Source organism: Ruegeria sp. H3 (assembly GCF_056533095.1).
In genome coordinates this window covers 1-13546 of the sequence record NZ_JBQFOD010000007.1, presented here as the reverse complement: position 1 = coordinate 13546, position 13546 = coordinate 1, and the positions used below count along the sequence as shown (strand labels likewise).

The window sequence follows — 13546 nt, the reverse complement described above, 5'->3', positions numbered from 1 at the left end:
GTGACTTCAATGGATCGCAGAACATTTCTGAAAACGTCTGGGGCAACTGCCTTGGCTGCAGGCGGTGGCATGGCCTGGGCCCAATCTGCCCCGCGCGCCCTGCCGCTAATTCCAATGACGGACCTAACAAACGGGATCGAAGAACGCATTTCGCTGACGCTGAACCCATCGACGCACGACTTTGGCACTGGCGCGCAAAGCGCGACTTTCGGGATAAATAACAGCTACCTCGGTCCGGTTCTTAAGGTTAGACAAGGCCAAACCCTGCCCTTTGACGTAGTTAACAACATAGGTGACACCTCGACCCTTCATTGGCACGGGCTGCATATTCCGGGAGAAGTGGATGGCGGGCCGCATCAAGAGATCACACATGGCAGCGTCTGGTCGCCGGATGTGCCGATTGTTCAGCACGCTTCGATGAACTGGTTTCATTCGCATATGCATGGCAAAACCGCACGCCAGACTTATCAAGGGCTTGCCGGTGTCCTGTTGGTCGAAGATGACGACAGCCTTTCAGCCGATTTGCCACAGACCTATGGCGTCGATGACTTCACGCTGATCCTGCAGGATAAGATGTTCGATGCAGAAGGGCGCATGAGCTACAAGGTATCTGCTGCCGTTTTTGAGGATGGCTTTGAAGGCGAAACCCTTATCGTCAACGGCGCCGTCGCACCCGTTGCGCAAGCGGTTCCGACCGGCCTTGTACGGCTTCGCATTCTGAATGCCTGTAACGCGCGTTTCCTTGGATTGTCGATGGAAACCGGGCCAATCACGGTGATCGCATCGGACGGAGGGTTTCTGCCCGCACCAGTCGAGGCGGAGAGCATCCTGATGTCGCCTGGTGAAAGGTATGAGGTGCTCGTGGATATGAGCGCGCTTGAGGCGAACGCCTTGAATGTCAATCTGAACGGGAACGGTGGTGGGTTCTTTGCCAACCTTTTTGGAGGGAGCCAAACAGTGACTGCTTTGCGGTTGGCGAGAACCGCAAAGACCGGTTTCACCGGGTCAATGCCGACCAGACTTGCCAATCTCTCCCCTGCCCAACCCTCTGAGGCGACAGTCACGCGATCTTTTGAGTTGAACATGAATGTCGGGGCCGATCTTGCCGCACTTGCGCTGGCTTGGGACAATTTCTGCGGCGATGCCGGAGCGATGGCCATAAACGGGCTACCAATGAAAATGGACCGGATTGATGAGACGGTCAGAAAAGGCGATACCGAAATCTGGCGTATCTCAGTTGATGATCAACTGCACCCCTTTCACATCCATGGTTGTTCCTTCCGCATTCTCTCACAAAACGGAGGCCCCGCCCCCGCCTATGCGCAAGGCTGGAAAGATATGGTCCATGTCGAGGATGGCTGGTCCGAAGTTCTGGTGCGGTTCGACCATGATGCGCCTTCTGACGCGCCCTATATGTATCACTGCCACATCCTGGAACATGAAGATTGCGGCATGATGGGGCAGTTCACCGTGTCATAGTAAGATCAAACCAACCGCCCCGGGCGCATTCCGGGGCGGTTTTGAGACTAAACCTCCACCTCAACCCTACCGATCGGATTGGAACAACAGGCAAGAATGTAACCGGCTTCGATATCGTCTTCGGATATCCCGCCATTGTGGACCATATGCACCTCACCTGCTGTTTTTCTAACCTTGCAGGTCCCGCAAACGCCGAACGTACAGCCCGAGGGGATGTTCAACCCAACCGACCGTGCAGCGACCAGAACCGTGTCGGTTTCGGCAACTTTGGCAGTCACGCCGGAGCTTGCAAACACAATCTCAGCCTTGCTGTCATCATCTGGGATAACATCATCCAGCTCTGGCTGATCGGCCTCGGTTTCAACCGGGGCACCAAAGCTTTCCTGATGATAGTTGTCCATATCATAGCCCAGCCCGACCAGAGCATCGCGTACCGCCTGCATGAAAGGTTCCGGGCCGCAGCAATAGACTTCACGCTCCAAATAGTCAGGCGCCATCAGGCCCAGCATCAACTGGTTGAACTGCCCCTGATACCCCGTCCAAGGGCGATAGCGGTCGGGCTCTTCAACAACGAATTTCAGATCTAGGCCAGGGGTTCGGCTGGCCATGTGTTCCAGCCGCTGGCGAAAGATGATCTCGGACGGTCGCTTTGCGCAGTTGATAAAGACAATATCCAGATCACGCCCCTCGTCCCACATGCAGGTGGTCATCGACATCATCGGGGTGATCCCGGACCCAGCAGAGATGAATAGATATTTGCCAGCCGTGCTTTCAACATTCGAAAACAGCCCGGCTGGTCCGATGGCTTTGATCCGCATGCCGGGTTGCAGGTTGTCCAGCATCCAGCGCGTTCCAATACTGTCGGGCTGGGCCTTGGCAGTGATGGTGATCGACCGTGGCCGCGAGGGAGAAGAAGAAATCGTATAGGTGCGATGCACAACCCCACCCGGCTGTCCAGGAGCCGGGATTTCCAAAGTCAGAAACTGCCCTGGATGGTACGCAAACATCGACCCAGACGGAGCGCGAAAGGTGAAACTGGCCGTATTTGCCATCTCGGGCACGACCGAGACGCATTCCAGTGTTTCGCTGTCCTGCCAGATATTCACAACCGCGTTGAGATCTTTCATCACCGTTACTCCGCCGCCATTGTTTCGGGGGCCAACCGACCGGCCAACGTGTTGCAATACCAATCCACGAATTGCAGCACACCGGATTCCTGCGTCGGCGAATACGGGCCAGGCAGATAGGCCGGGCTGTTGATACCCAGCTGATTATCCTCGACCACCTGACGGTCTTCGTCATTGGTGGCAATCCAGACCTCGGTCAGACGTTTCAGATCGTAATCGACCCCTTCAACGGCATCCTTGTGAACCAGCCATTTGGTTGTGACCTCGGTTTCAGTCGGGCTGATTGGTGTTACGCGGAACACGATGGAATGATCAGCCAGAAAGTGGTTCCAGGTAGTTGGATAGTGAAATTTCAACAACGCACCTGCATCCGCAAAAGGCGATCGGCCAAGCCAGCGCCGCACGGCGGATTTTCCATCCATCGTATAGCTTTGCGCTCCTTCTTTCAGAGGCATCCGAGCCATACGGAATTGTCCGTCATCATGCAGGTAGAATTGCGAGGGCATCCCGGCGGCTTCGCACCTGTCAAAATGCGCTTGCATATGCAGCGGCGTCTCACCCCCTTCGATCCCTGTGACTGCAGGATCATCAGGGAATGTGCGGCATAGCGCGGGATGGTTGCCACCGCAGTGGTAACACTCGCGGTTATTTTCCCAAACCAGCTTCCAGTTGCCTTTCTCAACAATCGAACTTTCAAAAGCCACTTTGGCGTTGCCCAGATCATGCGGCTCCAGATAAGGGCGCGCGGTACTGGCGAACATGTCGAAATCTGGGGCGTTGTCCGCAAGACAGATGTAAACCAACCCGGCAAGCTCACGGCAATGGACGGTCTTCAACCCATGCTGTTTCGGATCGAAATCCGGCCCCATATCGCGCGCCCACAGCAATGAACCATCAAGCTCGTAGGTCCATTGGTGATAGGGGCAAACCAGCTTAGGCGCATTGCCTTTTGCAGCCTTGCAAATGATCGAGCCACGGTGGCGGCAAGTATTGTGAAACGCCCTGATTTGGTTGTCAGCACCACGCACAATGATAATGCGATAGGCACCAACGGTATAGGTTACGTAATCCCCTGCTTTCACCAGTTCACAAGCCGGAATGGCAAACAGCCAGTCGCGGTAGTGGATGGCTTCAAGATCGGCCTGAAAAACCTGAGGGTCTGTATAAAAGGCCTGCTCGAGCGCGTGACCAGGGATGCGACGTGCCAACAGGCTTTGAATGCTGTTCATTTCTGGCTCTCCTGCCGCGCCCCGCGGCATTGCTTGGGCAGATGACAAGGAGGAACCGTCCGGAGGCGCGCGAGGATCACGTCCGAAACATGTGCCCCCACCGCCACCCGCGGTTTGACATATCTGCAAGGCTGGTTTCCGGACTTGAAAGGGGCTTGCGCCCGGTTGCGACACCTTCCCGGGATCCTCGTCCCAGTGGTTGATTGCCGAACCTGACCTTCCTTACCGTTGCGGGGGCAGTGCCGGAATTTCACCGGCTTCCCAATTCTCCGCTGTCTGAGACTCAAACAACGGCACCTCACATGCACAGGATAGAGTCGCGCGGTTCTTATGCTGAGAGACTTGCGACATTTTCAGTTTCAAAACAGACATCTCGATGTTCGGGTCGGATCCGGGTTTGTGCAGTAAAACCCCTGGATACATTTCAGGCACAAACCCGCAATCTTCCGCTTGGCTGGTTTGGCGGTATAAGACATCTTCATAACCGTGCGTCCGTTACGTGCCATCGCCCCAAATGCTGAAAGTAGGAGAGCCCCAATGGAAATCAGACCCTTTGGTGTTGAGATGTGGATGAATGAGTTCGAGACGACCTGCGAGCTCAATCTGGCTGAGACCTGCGTTCAGTCCATCACGCTGGGCGAACTGTTCGACATGGCGGGCCAGCACAATAGCATTCTGAACGATCTGTCATCCATGAAGATGACCTATGGCGCAATTGAAGGGTCAGAACGCCTGCGCGATGCGATCTGTGGCCTTTATGACAGTCAGGGCCGGGATAACATCCTAACAACGCACGGGACCATCGGCGCGAACTCTCTGGTGCATCAGACGCTGGTTTCGCGTGGTGATCACGTGATCTCTGTAATCCCGACCTATCAGCAACACTATTCCATCCCCGAAAGCATCGGTGCCGAAATCGAACTGCTGCACTTACGGCCTGAAAACGCCTTTTTGCCCGATCTGGACGAGTTGCGGGCGATGGTGCGATCCGATACGCGCCTGATTGCGATCAACAATCCCAACAACCCGACAGGGGCGCTGATGGATCGCACATTGCTGGAACAAATCGTCGAAATCGCACGTGGTGTCGATGCCTGGTTGCTTTGTGACGAGGTCTATCGCGGAACAGATCAGACAGGCGACGGCTTCACCGCCGCAGTCGCAGACCTGTACGAAAAAGGGATCAGCACGGCGGGCATGTCCAAGGCCTATTCGCTGGCCGGGTTACGGGTTGGCTGGATCGCCGGACCCAAAGAAATGCTGCATGACGTGATGATCCACCGGGACTACAACACGATATCGGTTGGCAAGATCGACGAAATGCTAGCCGCCATGGCGCTGGAACATCGCGACAAGATACTGGCGCGGGCGCACCGGATCACTCGCGAAAACTTGCGGATCGTTCAGGATTGGATCGTAAACGAACCGCTGCTTAGCTGGGTGCCGCCAAAATCCGGCACTACGGCCTTGTTGAAATACGAACTACCAATGTCTTCGCGCGATCTATGCGTGACGCTGTTGCAAGAAGAAGGTGTGATGCTGACGCCGGGCAGCGCAATGGACGTGGAGGGCTGGCTGCGGCTTGGATACACCAACCCAACCGAAGATTTGAAAGCCGGGCTGGCCCGGTTCTCGCAGTTTCTGGCACGCCACGCCAAGTCGTAGCGCGCCGAACGGCCGCGCAAGAATATAGATTAAACCTGTCTAACGCAGTCTCAAACGTCCTGTCCGATCAAAAGAGACGACAAATCCCATGAAATTGGTAGATGTCAGATCGCATGCTGTAGAGGGCATGAAGAGGCTGCAGCGCAAGACCATCCGTGGTCGATTTTCAGAGAGTAAGTAATTTTGGAATCCGCCACCCAATTCGTTGATACCGCCTTTATCGGGCTCTGCCTGTTTTGTGCTAACCTGCTGTTTCTACGAAAGCGTGATACCGGTGTGTTCATGCCCCTGGCCGCGCTGTTTCTTATACAGGGCCTGTCCTCTCTTGGCGCTTTGATCGCCGACGCGTCAGGAAGTGAGGACGAGTTCAATCTTGTGATGCGCGTTAGCGTGCTTGTCGTTCTGTTTGATTTCGCAAGCCCCTTTCTTTTCTGGCTTTATGTCCGCGCCTTGACCAGCGAAGCGGATGAAGCGCCCAAGCCTAGGCTGCGGTATCACCTACCCCCGATCATCATATCCGGGCTGCTCATGTCATCGCTGATGTTTCTGCCAACGGATCTGAGCGATGTTGACCTACCTGAGGACGATCCCCGGTTGTTGCGGTTTGTGTTGATCGCCTTGGCGGTTTTGACCGCTGACGTACTGTTTCGGATCATAATGGCCGTTTACCTGATCCTGATCATCCGCATGTTGATGACCTACCGAAAACGGTTGCGCGAAGTGTTTGCAAGCACCGAAAACCGAGAGCTGACTTGGGTTTGGGTGATCACTTTGGCAGCGATGTCATTTTGGTTTCTGTCGGCTGCTGTCAGCATACTTACAGTGTCCGAGGCCGTCGGGTTCGAGGTGCAAGACGAGCTGCTTGATTTCCTAGAAAGCCTTGCCCTGCTGTTTCTATTCTGGGTCATTGGCATATGGGGCCTACGCCAACGTCCCGGCCTGACCCGAACACCTGTCTCAGACCCGCCGGACCCGGATGAGCCATCCGAGCGCAAGTACAAGAAATCTGCCCTTGACGAAGAACGCGCCGCACGGATTGCGAAGAAAATCGAAACGGCGATGAGCCAGGACCTGCTCTATCGCGAACCGAACCTTAGCCTGTGGGATTTGGCCAAGCATATCGGTGTCACATCGCACTATGTTTCGCAAACGTTGAATGCCAAACTGAACAGTACGTTCTTCGACTATATCAACCGATGGCGGATCAATGACGCAATCGAGCAATTGACCTCGACCGACGAGACCATTCTGAACATCGCGTATGATGTTGGCTTCAATTCACGCTCAGCCTTTTACAAGGCTTTTAAGCGCGAGACTGGGAAAACGCCTTCTGACGTACGCAACTAGTCTGGGAAGCAACTGAACCAGCACGATCACCGTGCTGGCCCAGTCGACGAGGTATCGTTTGTCAGGTCTTAGAACTGGTAGGCGACTGACACGACGGCTGCATAGTTTCCTTTGGATTTCACAATCGGGCTGTCCGCCGCGTCTCCCAACAGGCGCGAATAGGCCAATAGGCCGGTGACACCCCAGCTTCTGCCGATCTGTTTGCTGACCCCAAGTTCGACATTCAGCGCATTTACACCGGACTCCGCACGGTATTGGCGCAGACCTGAACGAGCAGATTGCGCTGAGGTCACACCAAAGAAACTCTGGTTGTAGTCCTCATCCGCCCAATCGACAGAGACCCCGCCGATTAGGACAACGCCGCTTTGGCTGGTTTCGTCGCTGTAAGGCCGACCTGTGGGGGCCAGCGCACCACGGATCACGCCAAACGGCACCTGCGTTTGCAGACCCAGCGACACAACGGTGCCTTCCGAGCCACCCAGGAACTTTCTGACATCCGCCGTCGCGGTCAGGCTTTGCCCTATATCGAACTGAGTACCCAGCGACAGCACGGCACTATTGTCGATATCGCCCAGTCCTTTCAGATCGTCGCTATCGTCTTCGTCCCGTCCGCCGCCATAGCCAACAGCCGCAGACACACGAAACCCATTCTGATCGTAAAGAAAGGCGCCCAGCCCCTGATCCGAGATAACAAACCTGTCTCGCCAGACGCCTTCAAAGGTGACCAGCGGTGCCAGTTCGTATTCATCCGATCCTTGATATTCGGGGACCAATCCACCGCCTGCGCCGATGTAAAATGCCCAGTCTTTGTCCGAAGCCGATAAGGTATTGGCAACCTGGGCGGATAGTGGGGTGCTGCTCAGCACAACGCCAAATCCAATTGCGGCAAACCTTCCGCAACTACGAGAATTCAATGTCATGAATTTCCTCAATCTTCTTACTGTTTTGATGACGGTCAGGCACCGTCGGGCGTGTGACTGACAAGGCGTTTCGACATGCACCCCATCACGGGCGCATCGGCAAAACGCCCAGATCAGATGCAGCACCAAACTATCCTTCATCCGATTAAATTCCGTCCCATCCGGTCAAGAAGGACACCTCGAACTGTTCTCGCCGATGGGTCGAGACGCTTAAAACATGTTGTTCGGCTTAGCTTTTCCCTACCACCGCGTGATTACGCAGGGGCATGAAACAAAGGAGTAGAAACGTGCAACATAAGCACAGAAAACGCATTTTCATTCAAAGACGTTGCAAATCCGGTCGTGTTCTGGATACGGACACCAAAAAAGCCCTGCTGCTGTTGCTTGCAATGCTGCTGGCTTTTGGCATCGCCTCGGCGCAAAAGGCCTTGGCTGCTGATATCCGGCCCAAAGATGGTGTCTGGCAAGGCGCAACAACCGTTCGTCAGGTCAACGGCTGCACACCTGAGATTCAGCAAGAGATCAAAAGCGGGCCCCAGACCGAAATCCTGTATCACGACTCGATGACCTTTAAGGCCCCGTTCGATTTCAAACAGTTTAACCGCGTGCTGGATGCAGATGTGCGCTGGACCAAACAAGGCCCAAATCAGTGGCACGGCACAGTGGTCGAAACCGAGCGTACTATGTTCGGTGCAGTAACCAGCACCACTGAGCTGAAGACCCTTGTCGCCAGTGACACACGGATCAATCAAACCGCCGTCATGACCGTTTCATTTTCGCGCCGGCTGGCAGAAAAACTTGGGGTTTCTGCGCCGTGCGTCGTTGATATCGACATCACCCACCGGCATCTGGGCCCATGAAACAGAACGTTCATGAGGCCCTCGGCTGGAAACGCCCTTAGCTGGCTTTTGCTGTCGATGCACCCTTTGAGGCGAAACGGTCCAGAAACGGAATGGTGAACATCCCCAGGAACACCAGGTTGCCGATCAGATTGAACGGCGCGCCCGCCAGCACAGACCCCAGGCTGTCGACGCAGAACCATGTCCAGATCGATAGAAGGATGACCCGTTTTGAGAATCCAGGCGCAATGCGCATCCCCTCGCCCGCGAGCGCCCAGAGCAGGATACCCCAACCGACCATGATCCCCCCGCCGATCGCGCTGAGCAGTCTTGCCCCCTCGGACGTAAGTCTCTGCGCGCCATCGAGCGGCCAAAAGATCAGATCGCCCAAAAAGGTTGGCACCGCAGCCATGGCGGGATGGGCCCCCATCCAGATGACGCCGCCGAACAAAATCACCAACCCGGCCCCGGTCTTCAAAAGCTTCTCTTGCAGGTCCATGGCATGTCCTTTCTTTTTAATCGATGATTGAGATCTAAGTCTGCACAGGTAATGTAAGCAATTACCTGCCAGGTAAGGATTGTGATTTAGGTGGCGCACAGTCGTGAAGGAGGACAGTTTTTGGCACAGTTCGGTTCGCTGCTGAAAGGCTGGCGCAGCACCCGTGGGCTAAGCCAGCTGCAACTGGCAGGTCTCGCGGATGTTTCAGCGCGTCATATTTCGTTTCTGGAAACCGGTCGCGCCCGACCCAGCCGCGATATGGTTCTGCACCTGTCCGAGGTTCTGGATGTCCCTAGACCCGAGCGAAATCGCCTGTTGTACGGGGCCGGGTTTGCCGCCCTCTATAGGCAGGAAGCCCCCGACAGCGCCTTGCTGAAACCCATCAATGATGCAATCACACATCTTCTGTCCAGACACGATCCCTACCCCGCGATTGTTCTGGACGGGCTTTGGCGATTGCGGCATCTCAATACAGCGGCAAGAGCGTTGTTGAAGGTTGCTGGACTGTCCGAGGGCGATAGCTTGCTTAAAGCAATTTGCGACCCGGATTGGGGGCCCAGCATTATCGAAAACTGGGGAGAGGTTGGCCATCATACGATGGTCCGCCTGCGTTCCGAGAGTTTACAGGCCGGCGGAGTATCCGAACTGGACGAAGCCGTCGCGCGGTTGGCCGCCGATCCGGCCATTGCAGCCTGGCGACCTACCGGACCGTTGCCACCTGTGATCCCCACAATATATCGAGCTGGTGGCTTGCGCCTCAGCCTGTTTTCCACCTTTTCCCAGTTTCGCACCGCAGAAGACATTGTGGTCGCCGATCTGAATATCGAGCTGATGTTTCCAGTAGATGAAGAAACGCGCGGCACCTTGAATGCATTCGCTTCTGTCAGCTGACTGCGGGGTACGATCTACTAGCGGACTAAGCATGTTGCTGAAACACGCCCAGAATCAAACTCATAAGCTCTAGCAAAGCCTGGTCCTTTCCGGTTGTGTTTACTTCAATCGCGGAATGGTCGGTTAGAAAGGATTGCCGGGTCATTTCACCTTCTGACAGCGCCAGCAAAGAGGCATAGTTGGTACGCAGCTCGACATCAGGGTTTGTTGCTTCTGCATAAGATACACTTGCAGATCCGTCTGAGGCCTTCAGTTCAAACGCTTCGCCATCCACGACAAGGCTTGCCACCACACTCAAATCCCCAGTGTGAACACGTTGTGCGGCAGCGTTGAGCGTTACCGCGACTGTACGCAGGTTTCCGGGTCGGACAATTTCGCCCGTATTGGGAAACAGTGCACCAAACATTGCCAGCTCAAAAATCAGGTTGCCTGTCCGGCGCCCTAAATCTGTCAGTTCATACAGCATCGCACCATGGGGGCCATCGCGTCTGACAACCAGCCCATCTGCGACCAGCTTGGCAAGCCGATCGGTCAGCAGGTTTGCAGCGATCCCGCTGAGCCCGCTTTGCAGGTCGGTAAATCGCGCTGGACCGGCATGCAGGTCACGCAAGATCAACAACGTCCATCTGTCACCTACGCGATCCAATCCGCGTGCGATTGGACAGAGCAGTTTATACGAGCGTGGCTTAGCCATTGCCTTCCTCACGATTTCGTCACTTTATTTTTTAAAGTGTTCGCTTTATTCCCTTAACTATCGAATGGAATGGAGTCGATGCAATGTCAACACTGCCCAGGATTTTGGTGACAAGTGCTGCTGGAAAAACCGGCCTGCCCGTAGCCCTTCAATTGCTTACCAAAGGTGTCCGCGTCCGCGCCTTTGTGCGTTCCAGAGATCATCGTTCAGATCGCCTGAAAGCGGCTGGCGCTGAGGTTTTCGTTGGTAATCAGTATGATATGAGCGATTTGCGCACAGCCATGCAAGGTGTGCAACGCGCCTATCAATGTGCCCCGACCGCTCCTAACGGATTACACTTCAATGCTGCCTTCACTGCGGCAGCCTTTGAAGCCAAGATCGAGCATGTGGTCACACTTGGGCAATGGCTTTCAAGCGTTGATCATCCATCTCTGTTCACGCGCGAGGTGTATATCAGCGACATACTGATTGGCATGCGCCCAGAAATGAGCGTGACCACGATCAATCCGGGCTGGTTTGCGGACAACTATCTTATGGGTGTTGGGCTGGCAGCCCATCTCGGGATACTCGCGATGCCGTTGGGCGACGGAGAGACCTGCAAAAAAAACGCCCCACCCTCGAACGAGGATATTGCGCGTGTCGCTGTTGCTGCCTTGTTGGATCCAGAAACACATAGTGGTCAAACCTATCGACCCACGGGGCCCGAGCTGATCTCTCCAAACCAGATTGCTAATGACATTGGTGAAGCACTTGGGCGTCGCGTGCGGTACATGGATATCTCGGAACGAATGATGCTGAAAGCGCTCAAAGCGATGCCCCCGTCAAATTACTCCGAAGCCGCGGCCTCGCAGCTCGCTCTTTATTGCGAAGAATACAGGCGAGGAACTTTTGCTGTGAACGCGCCAACGGACGCTGTCGCACGGTTAGGTGGACGAGAGCCTGAGAGTTTTTTGACCATCGCAAAGCGAACAGTCGCTGCACGCCCGGATTTGCTCCGCAGCACATCACGTACAATCGCGGCAATGGGCGGCTTTGTCAGAATGTTGCTCACCCAGCCACCCGATCTGGACCAGGTTGCGAATGACCGTGATTTTGTTTCGATCGCAATCCCTAAATTCAGTCAGGACGACCCCGCCTGGCGCCGCACCCATGCCGTTTCCAATGTTCTAAGCTCCAGAGAGGTCGCCTGACATGACTGCACTAATGATATCGACCATCAAAGTAACCGATCCTGCCGGATTTCGGGACTATATGGCCAAGACTCAAGAGATCGCCCGCCCATACGGCGCCAAAGCCCTGTTCAAAGGGATGCGGAGTGCCACACTCAACGGTACGGATACCGAGGGTGACATGGTCGTTGTTGTTAGCTTCCCTGACATCGAAACCTTGGAACGGTGGAATACCTCGGACGAGTACAAGAAGATCGTAGCCCTGCGAGATACCAGTTCCAGTCAGGTGATGACGGCCTATAGTGCTTTTGAATGATACACGGTCCCACCCTTTAATGGGTGGGATCAAATCCATTTAGATTGAACTATTTGCATAAGGTCCTTTTGATGAAACGAGCTTTTACCAACATCCTGACCCATGATGTCGCTGCGACGGCCGCGTTCTACGAAGATCTGCTTGGCCTGACACGCAGCGGTGATTTTGGATGGTTCATCATTTTGTCCGATGATGGTCTGCCCGGATTCGAGCTGGGCATTCTTGACAAAGATCACGAGTCGGTTCCAGATATTCTGGCGTGGCCGCCCGCTGGTGCGATCCTCACCTTCGTCGTCGACGACGTCGAGGAGTTGTATCGCAAAGCCATTGCAAACGGGGCCGAGATTATCCAGCCCCCGACCGATCTGTTCTACGGCCAGCGACGCCTGATGTTGCGCGACCCCACCGGAACAGCCGTGGATATCAGCTCTCCCATTCGCTAGCGGGCACCCTCACCCTAGAAAAAGGAACCGTTTGATATGGGCATTCCAAAACCCCCATATACTGGCCAGTGTCTTTGCGGCGCAGTGCGTGTAAACATCACGGCCCCGCCCCTGCTGACAGTGGCTTGCCATTGCGCCGACTGCCAGAAACTCACCGCCAGCGCATTTTCGTTGACCACGATGTTTCCGCGCGACAGCTTTGAATGCACCGGCGCGCTGGTAACAGGCGGGCGACACTCGGCTGAGCGACGGCATTTCTACTGCCGTTCCTGCCTTTGCTTTGTCTATTCCGAGGTCGGCCAAACAGACCGGATCAACCTGCGCACATCCGTGTTGGACGAGGCAGACAAGTTTGAACCTTTTCTTGAGGTTATGCGCGAAGACAAGTTGGAATGGTCCAACACTCCCTCTGTCCATCGCTACGACAGGTATCCGACCAGCCCCGAAGAGTTGCAGGCATTGATGTCAGCATACTCGACCTGGTGCGCACCCGGTGGCTAACTGCGTGATCCCAGGGTGTACCGCTTGCGCTCAGCCTCCATCGCTGCGCGCCATTCGGCCCGCAAGAGGTCCATCCGACGCGGGATTTTGCCCGGCAGAATCTGTCCTTGAACGATCAGTTCGGTTCTGAAATATCGAAACCCCTCACGAAGCTCGCACCAAGCTGCAATGATCCGGCCCGCGTCTCGATAGCCCAGTAGGATCGGCCAGATCACCCGGTCCGTCAGAGTATTCTTGCTGTCACGATAGGTCAGCGAAATCTTCGCTCGTTGCCGAATGGCCTTGCGAATGTCAGCCGCTGACAAGACCTCTGACACAGGATCAACGGGCGCGACGCTTAGGCTCCAGACTCATTGATTTACAGCCAGAACAGTACGGTAGCTGCTAGAGCGATGGCCGAAAGGAATACCTTTGGGCATCTGTCATA

Annotated in this window: 15 protein-coding genes and 1 riboswitch; of the genes, 9 read left to right on the top strand and 6 right to left on the bottom strand. The window is 55.2% G+C overall.

Features of this window, described 5'->3' with window-relative positions:
* Positions 1-9: 9 nt before the first annotated feature.
* Positions 10-1479 (top strand): multicopper oxidase domain-containing protein, encoded by a 1470-nt coding sequence (locus tag ACR0JE_RS09875; RefSeq protein WP_480864036.1) that lies wholly within the window; start codon positions 10-12, stop codon positions 1477-1479.
* Between the two features lie 47 nt (positions 1480-1526).
* On the opposite strand, the gene ACR0JE_RS09870 is transcribed toward ACR0JE_RS09875, so the two are convergent.
* Positions 1527-2606 carry an FAD-binding oxidoreductase gene (locus ACR0JE_RS09870; RefSeq protein WP_480864035.1) on the bottom strand — a complete coding sequence of 360 codons (1080 nt, stop codon included), beginning with the start codon at positions 2604-2606 and terminating at the stop codon, positions 1527-1529.
* A 5-nt stretch (positions 2607-2611) separates the two neighbouring features.
* Positions 2612-3835, bottom strand: coding sequence for an aromatic ring-hydroxylating oxygenase subunit alpha (locus tag ACR0JE_RS09865; RefSeq protein WP_480864034.1), 1224 nt, complete (start codon positions 3833-3835; stop codon positions 2612-2614).
* 112 nt (positions 3836-3947) lie between these two features.
* A riboswitch (cobalamin riboswitch) is annotated at positions 3948-4151 on the bottom strand.
* A gap of 221 nt (positions 4152-4372) precedes the next feature.
* On the opposite strand from ACR0JE_RS09865, the gene ACR0JE_RS09860 reads away from it, so the two are divergent.
* A complete protein-coding gene (locus ACR0JE_RS09860) occupies positions 4373-5500 on the top strand; it encodes an aminotransferase (protein ID WP_480864033.1) in 1128 nt (375 codons plus the stop codon).
* 183 nt (positions 5501-5683) lie between these two features.
* A complete protein-coding gene (locus ACR0JE_RS09855; RefSeq protein WP_480864032.1) occupies positions 5684-6847 on the top strand; it encodes a helix-turn-helix domain-containing protein in 1164 nt (387 codons plus the stop codon).
* A 68-nt stretch (positions 6848-6915) separates the two neighbouring features.
* Here ACR0JE_RS09855 and ACR0JE_RS09850 read toward each other — a convergent pair whose 3' ends face one another.
* A complete protein-coding gene (locus ACR0JE_RS09850) occupies positions 6916-7767 on the bottom strand; it encodes a MipA/OmpV family protein (protein WP_480864031.1) in 852 nt (283 codons plus the stop codon).
* 287 nt (positions 7768-8054) lie between these two features.
* Between ACR0JE_RS09850 and ACR0JE_RS09845 the strand changes: the two genes are divergently transcribed.
* The gene (locus ACR0JE_RS09845) at positions 8055-8627 is read left to right on the top strand and encodes a hypothetical protein (RefSeq protein ID WP_480864030.1); all 573 of its coding nucleotides are present in this window, start codon (positions 8055-8057) and stop codon (positions 8625-8627) included.
* A gap of 37 nt (positions 8628-8664) precedes the next feature.
* Here the strand turns inward: ACR0JE_RS09845 and ACR0JE_RS09840 are convergent, their stop codons facing one another.
* Positions 8665-9105 carry a hypothetical protein gene (locus ACR0JE_RS09840; RefSeq protein WP_480864029.1) on the bottom strand — a complete coding sequence of 147 codons (441 nt, stop codon included), beginning with the start codon at positions 9103-9105 and terminating at the stop codon, positions 8665-8667.
* Between the two features lie 120 nt (positions 9106-9225).
* Between ACR0JE_RS09840 and ACR0JE_RS09835 the strand changes: the two genes are divergently transcribed.
* Positions 9226-9996: a helix-turn-helix domain-containing protein gene (locus ACR0JE_RS09835; RefSeq protein ID WP_480864028.1), complete on the top strand. Its 771-nt coding sequence runs from the start codon at positions 9226-9228 to the stop codon at positions 9994-9996.
* A 25-nt stretch (positions 9997-10021) separates the two neighbouring features.
* Here ACR0JE_RS09835 and ACR0JE_RS09830 read toward each other — a convergent pair whose 3' ends face one another.
* The gene (locus ACR0JE_RS09830) at positions 10022-10690 is read right to left on the bottom strand and encodes a winged helix-turn-helix transcriptional regulator (RefSeq protein ID WP_480864027.1); all 669 of its coding nucleotides are present in this window, start codon (positions 10688-10690) and stop codon (positions 10022-10024) included.
* A gap of 83 nt (positions 10691-10773) precedes the next feature.
* On the opposite strand from ACR0JE_RS09830, the gene ACR0JE_RS09825 reads away from it, so the two are divergent.
* From ACR0JE_RS09825 to ACR0JE_RS09810, 4 genes are all read left to right on the top strand, one after another.
* Positions 10774-11880 carry an NmrA family NAD(P)-binding protein gene (locus tag ACR0JE_RS09825; RefSeq protein ID WP_480864026.1) on the top strand — a complete coding sequence of 369 codons (1107 nt, stop codon included), beginning with the start codon at positions 10774-10776 and terminating at the stop codon, positions 11878-11880.
* A gap of 1 nt (position 11881) precedes the next feature.
* Positions 11882-12175 carry a DUF1330 domain-containing protein gene (locus ACR0JE_RS09820; RefSeq protein ID WP_480544627.1) on the top strand — a complete coding sequence of 98 codons (294 nt, stop codon included), beginning with the start codon at positions 11882-11884 and terminating at the stop codon, positions 12173-12175.
* A gap of 71 nt (positions 12176-12246) precedes the next feature.
* Positions 12247-12618 (top strand): VOC family protein, encoded by a 372-nt coding sequence (locus ACR0JE_RS09815; RefSeq protein WP_480549688.1) that lies wholly within the window; start codon positions 12247-12249, stop codon positions 12616-12618.
* 36 nt (positions 12619-12654) lie between these two features.
* Entirely contained in the window at positions 12655-13119 is a 465-nt protein-coding gene (locus ACR0JE_RS09810; protein ID WP_170535318.1) for a GFA family protein, read from the top strand.
* Here ACR0JE_RS09810 and ACR0JE_RS09805 read toward each other — a convergent pair.
* Positions 13116-13436 carry a helix-turn-helix transcriptional regulator gene (locus tag ACR0JE_RS09805; RefSeq protein ID WP_480864025.1) on the bottom strand — a complete coding sequence of 107 codons (321 nt, stop codon included), beginning with the start codon at positions 13434-13436 and terminating at the stop codon, positions 13116-13118. The genes ACR0JE_RS09810 and ACR0JE_RS09805 overlap by 4 nt on opposite strands.
* Positions 13437-13546: the final 110 nt, after the last annotated feature.

Coding starts and splice junctions, on each gene's coding strand:
- ACR0JE_RS09875 (WP_480864036.1), top strand. CDS start 10: ATGGATCGCAGAACATTTCTGAAAACGTCTGGGGCAACTGCCTTGGCT.
- ACR0JE_RS09870 (WP_480864035.1), bottom strand. CDS start 2,606: ATGAAAGATCTCAACGCGGTTGTGAATATCTGGCAGGACAGCGAAACA.
- ACR0JE_RS09865 (WP_480864034.1), bottom strand. CDS start 3,835: ATGAACAGCATTCAAAGCCTGTTGGCACGTCGCATCCCTGGTCACGCG.
- ACR0JE_RS09860 (WP_480864033.1), top strand. CDS start 4,373: ATGGAAATCAGACCCTTTGGTGTTGAGATGTGGATGAATGAGTTCGAG.
- ACR0JE_RS09850 (WP_480864031.1), bottom strand. CDS start 7,767: ATGACATTGAATTCTCGTAGTTGCGGAAGGTTTGCCGCAATTGGATTT.
- ACR0JE_RS09840 (WP_480864029.1), bottom strand. CDS start 9,105: ATGGACCTGCAAGAGAAGCTTTTGAAGACCGGGGCCGGGTTGGTGATT.
- ACR0JE_RS09830 (WP_480864027.1), bottom strand. CDS start 10,690: ATGGCTAAGCCACGCTCGTATAAACTGCTCTGTCCAATCGCACGCGGA.
- ACR0JE_RS09825 (WP_480864026.1), top strand. CDS start 10,774: ATGTCAACACTGCCCAGGATTTTGGTGACAAGTGCTGCTGGAAAAACC.
- ACR0JE_RS09820 (WP_480544627.1), top strand. CDS start 11,882: ATGACTGCACTAATGATATCGACCATCAAAGTAACCGATCCTGCCGGA.
- ACR0JE_RS09815 (WP_480549688.1), top strand. CDS start 12,247: ATGAAACGAGCTTTTACCAACATCCTGACCCATGATGTCGCTGCGACG.
- ACR0JE_RS09810 (WP_170535318.1), top strand. CDS start 12,655: ATGGGCATTCCAAAACCCCCATATACTGGCCAGTGTCTTTGCGGCGCA.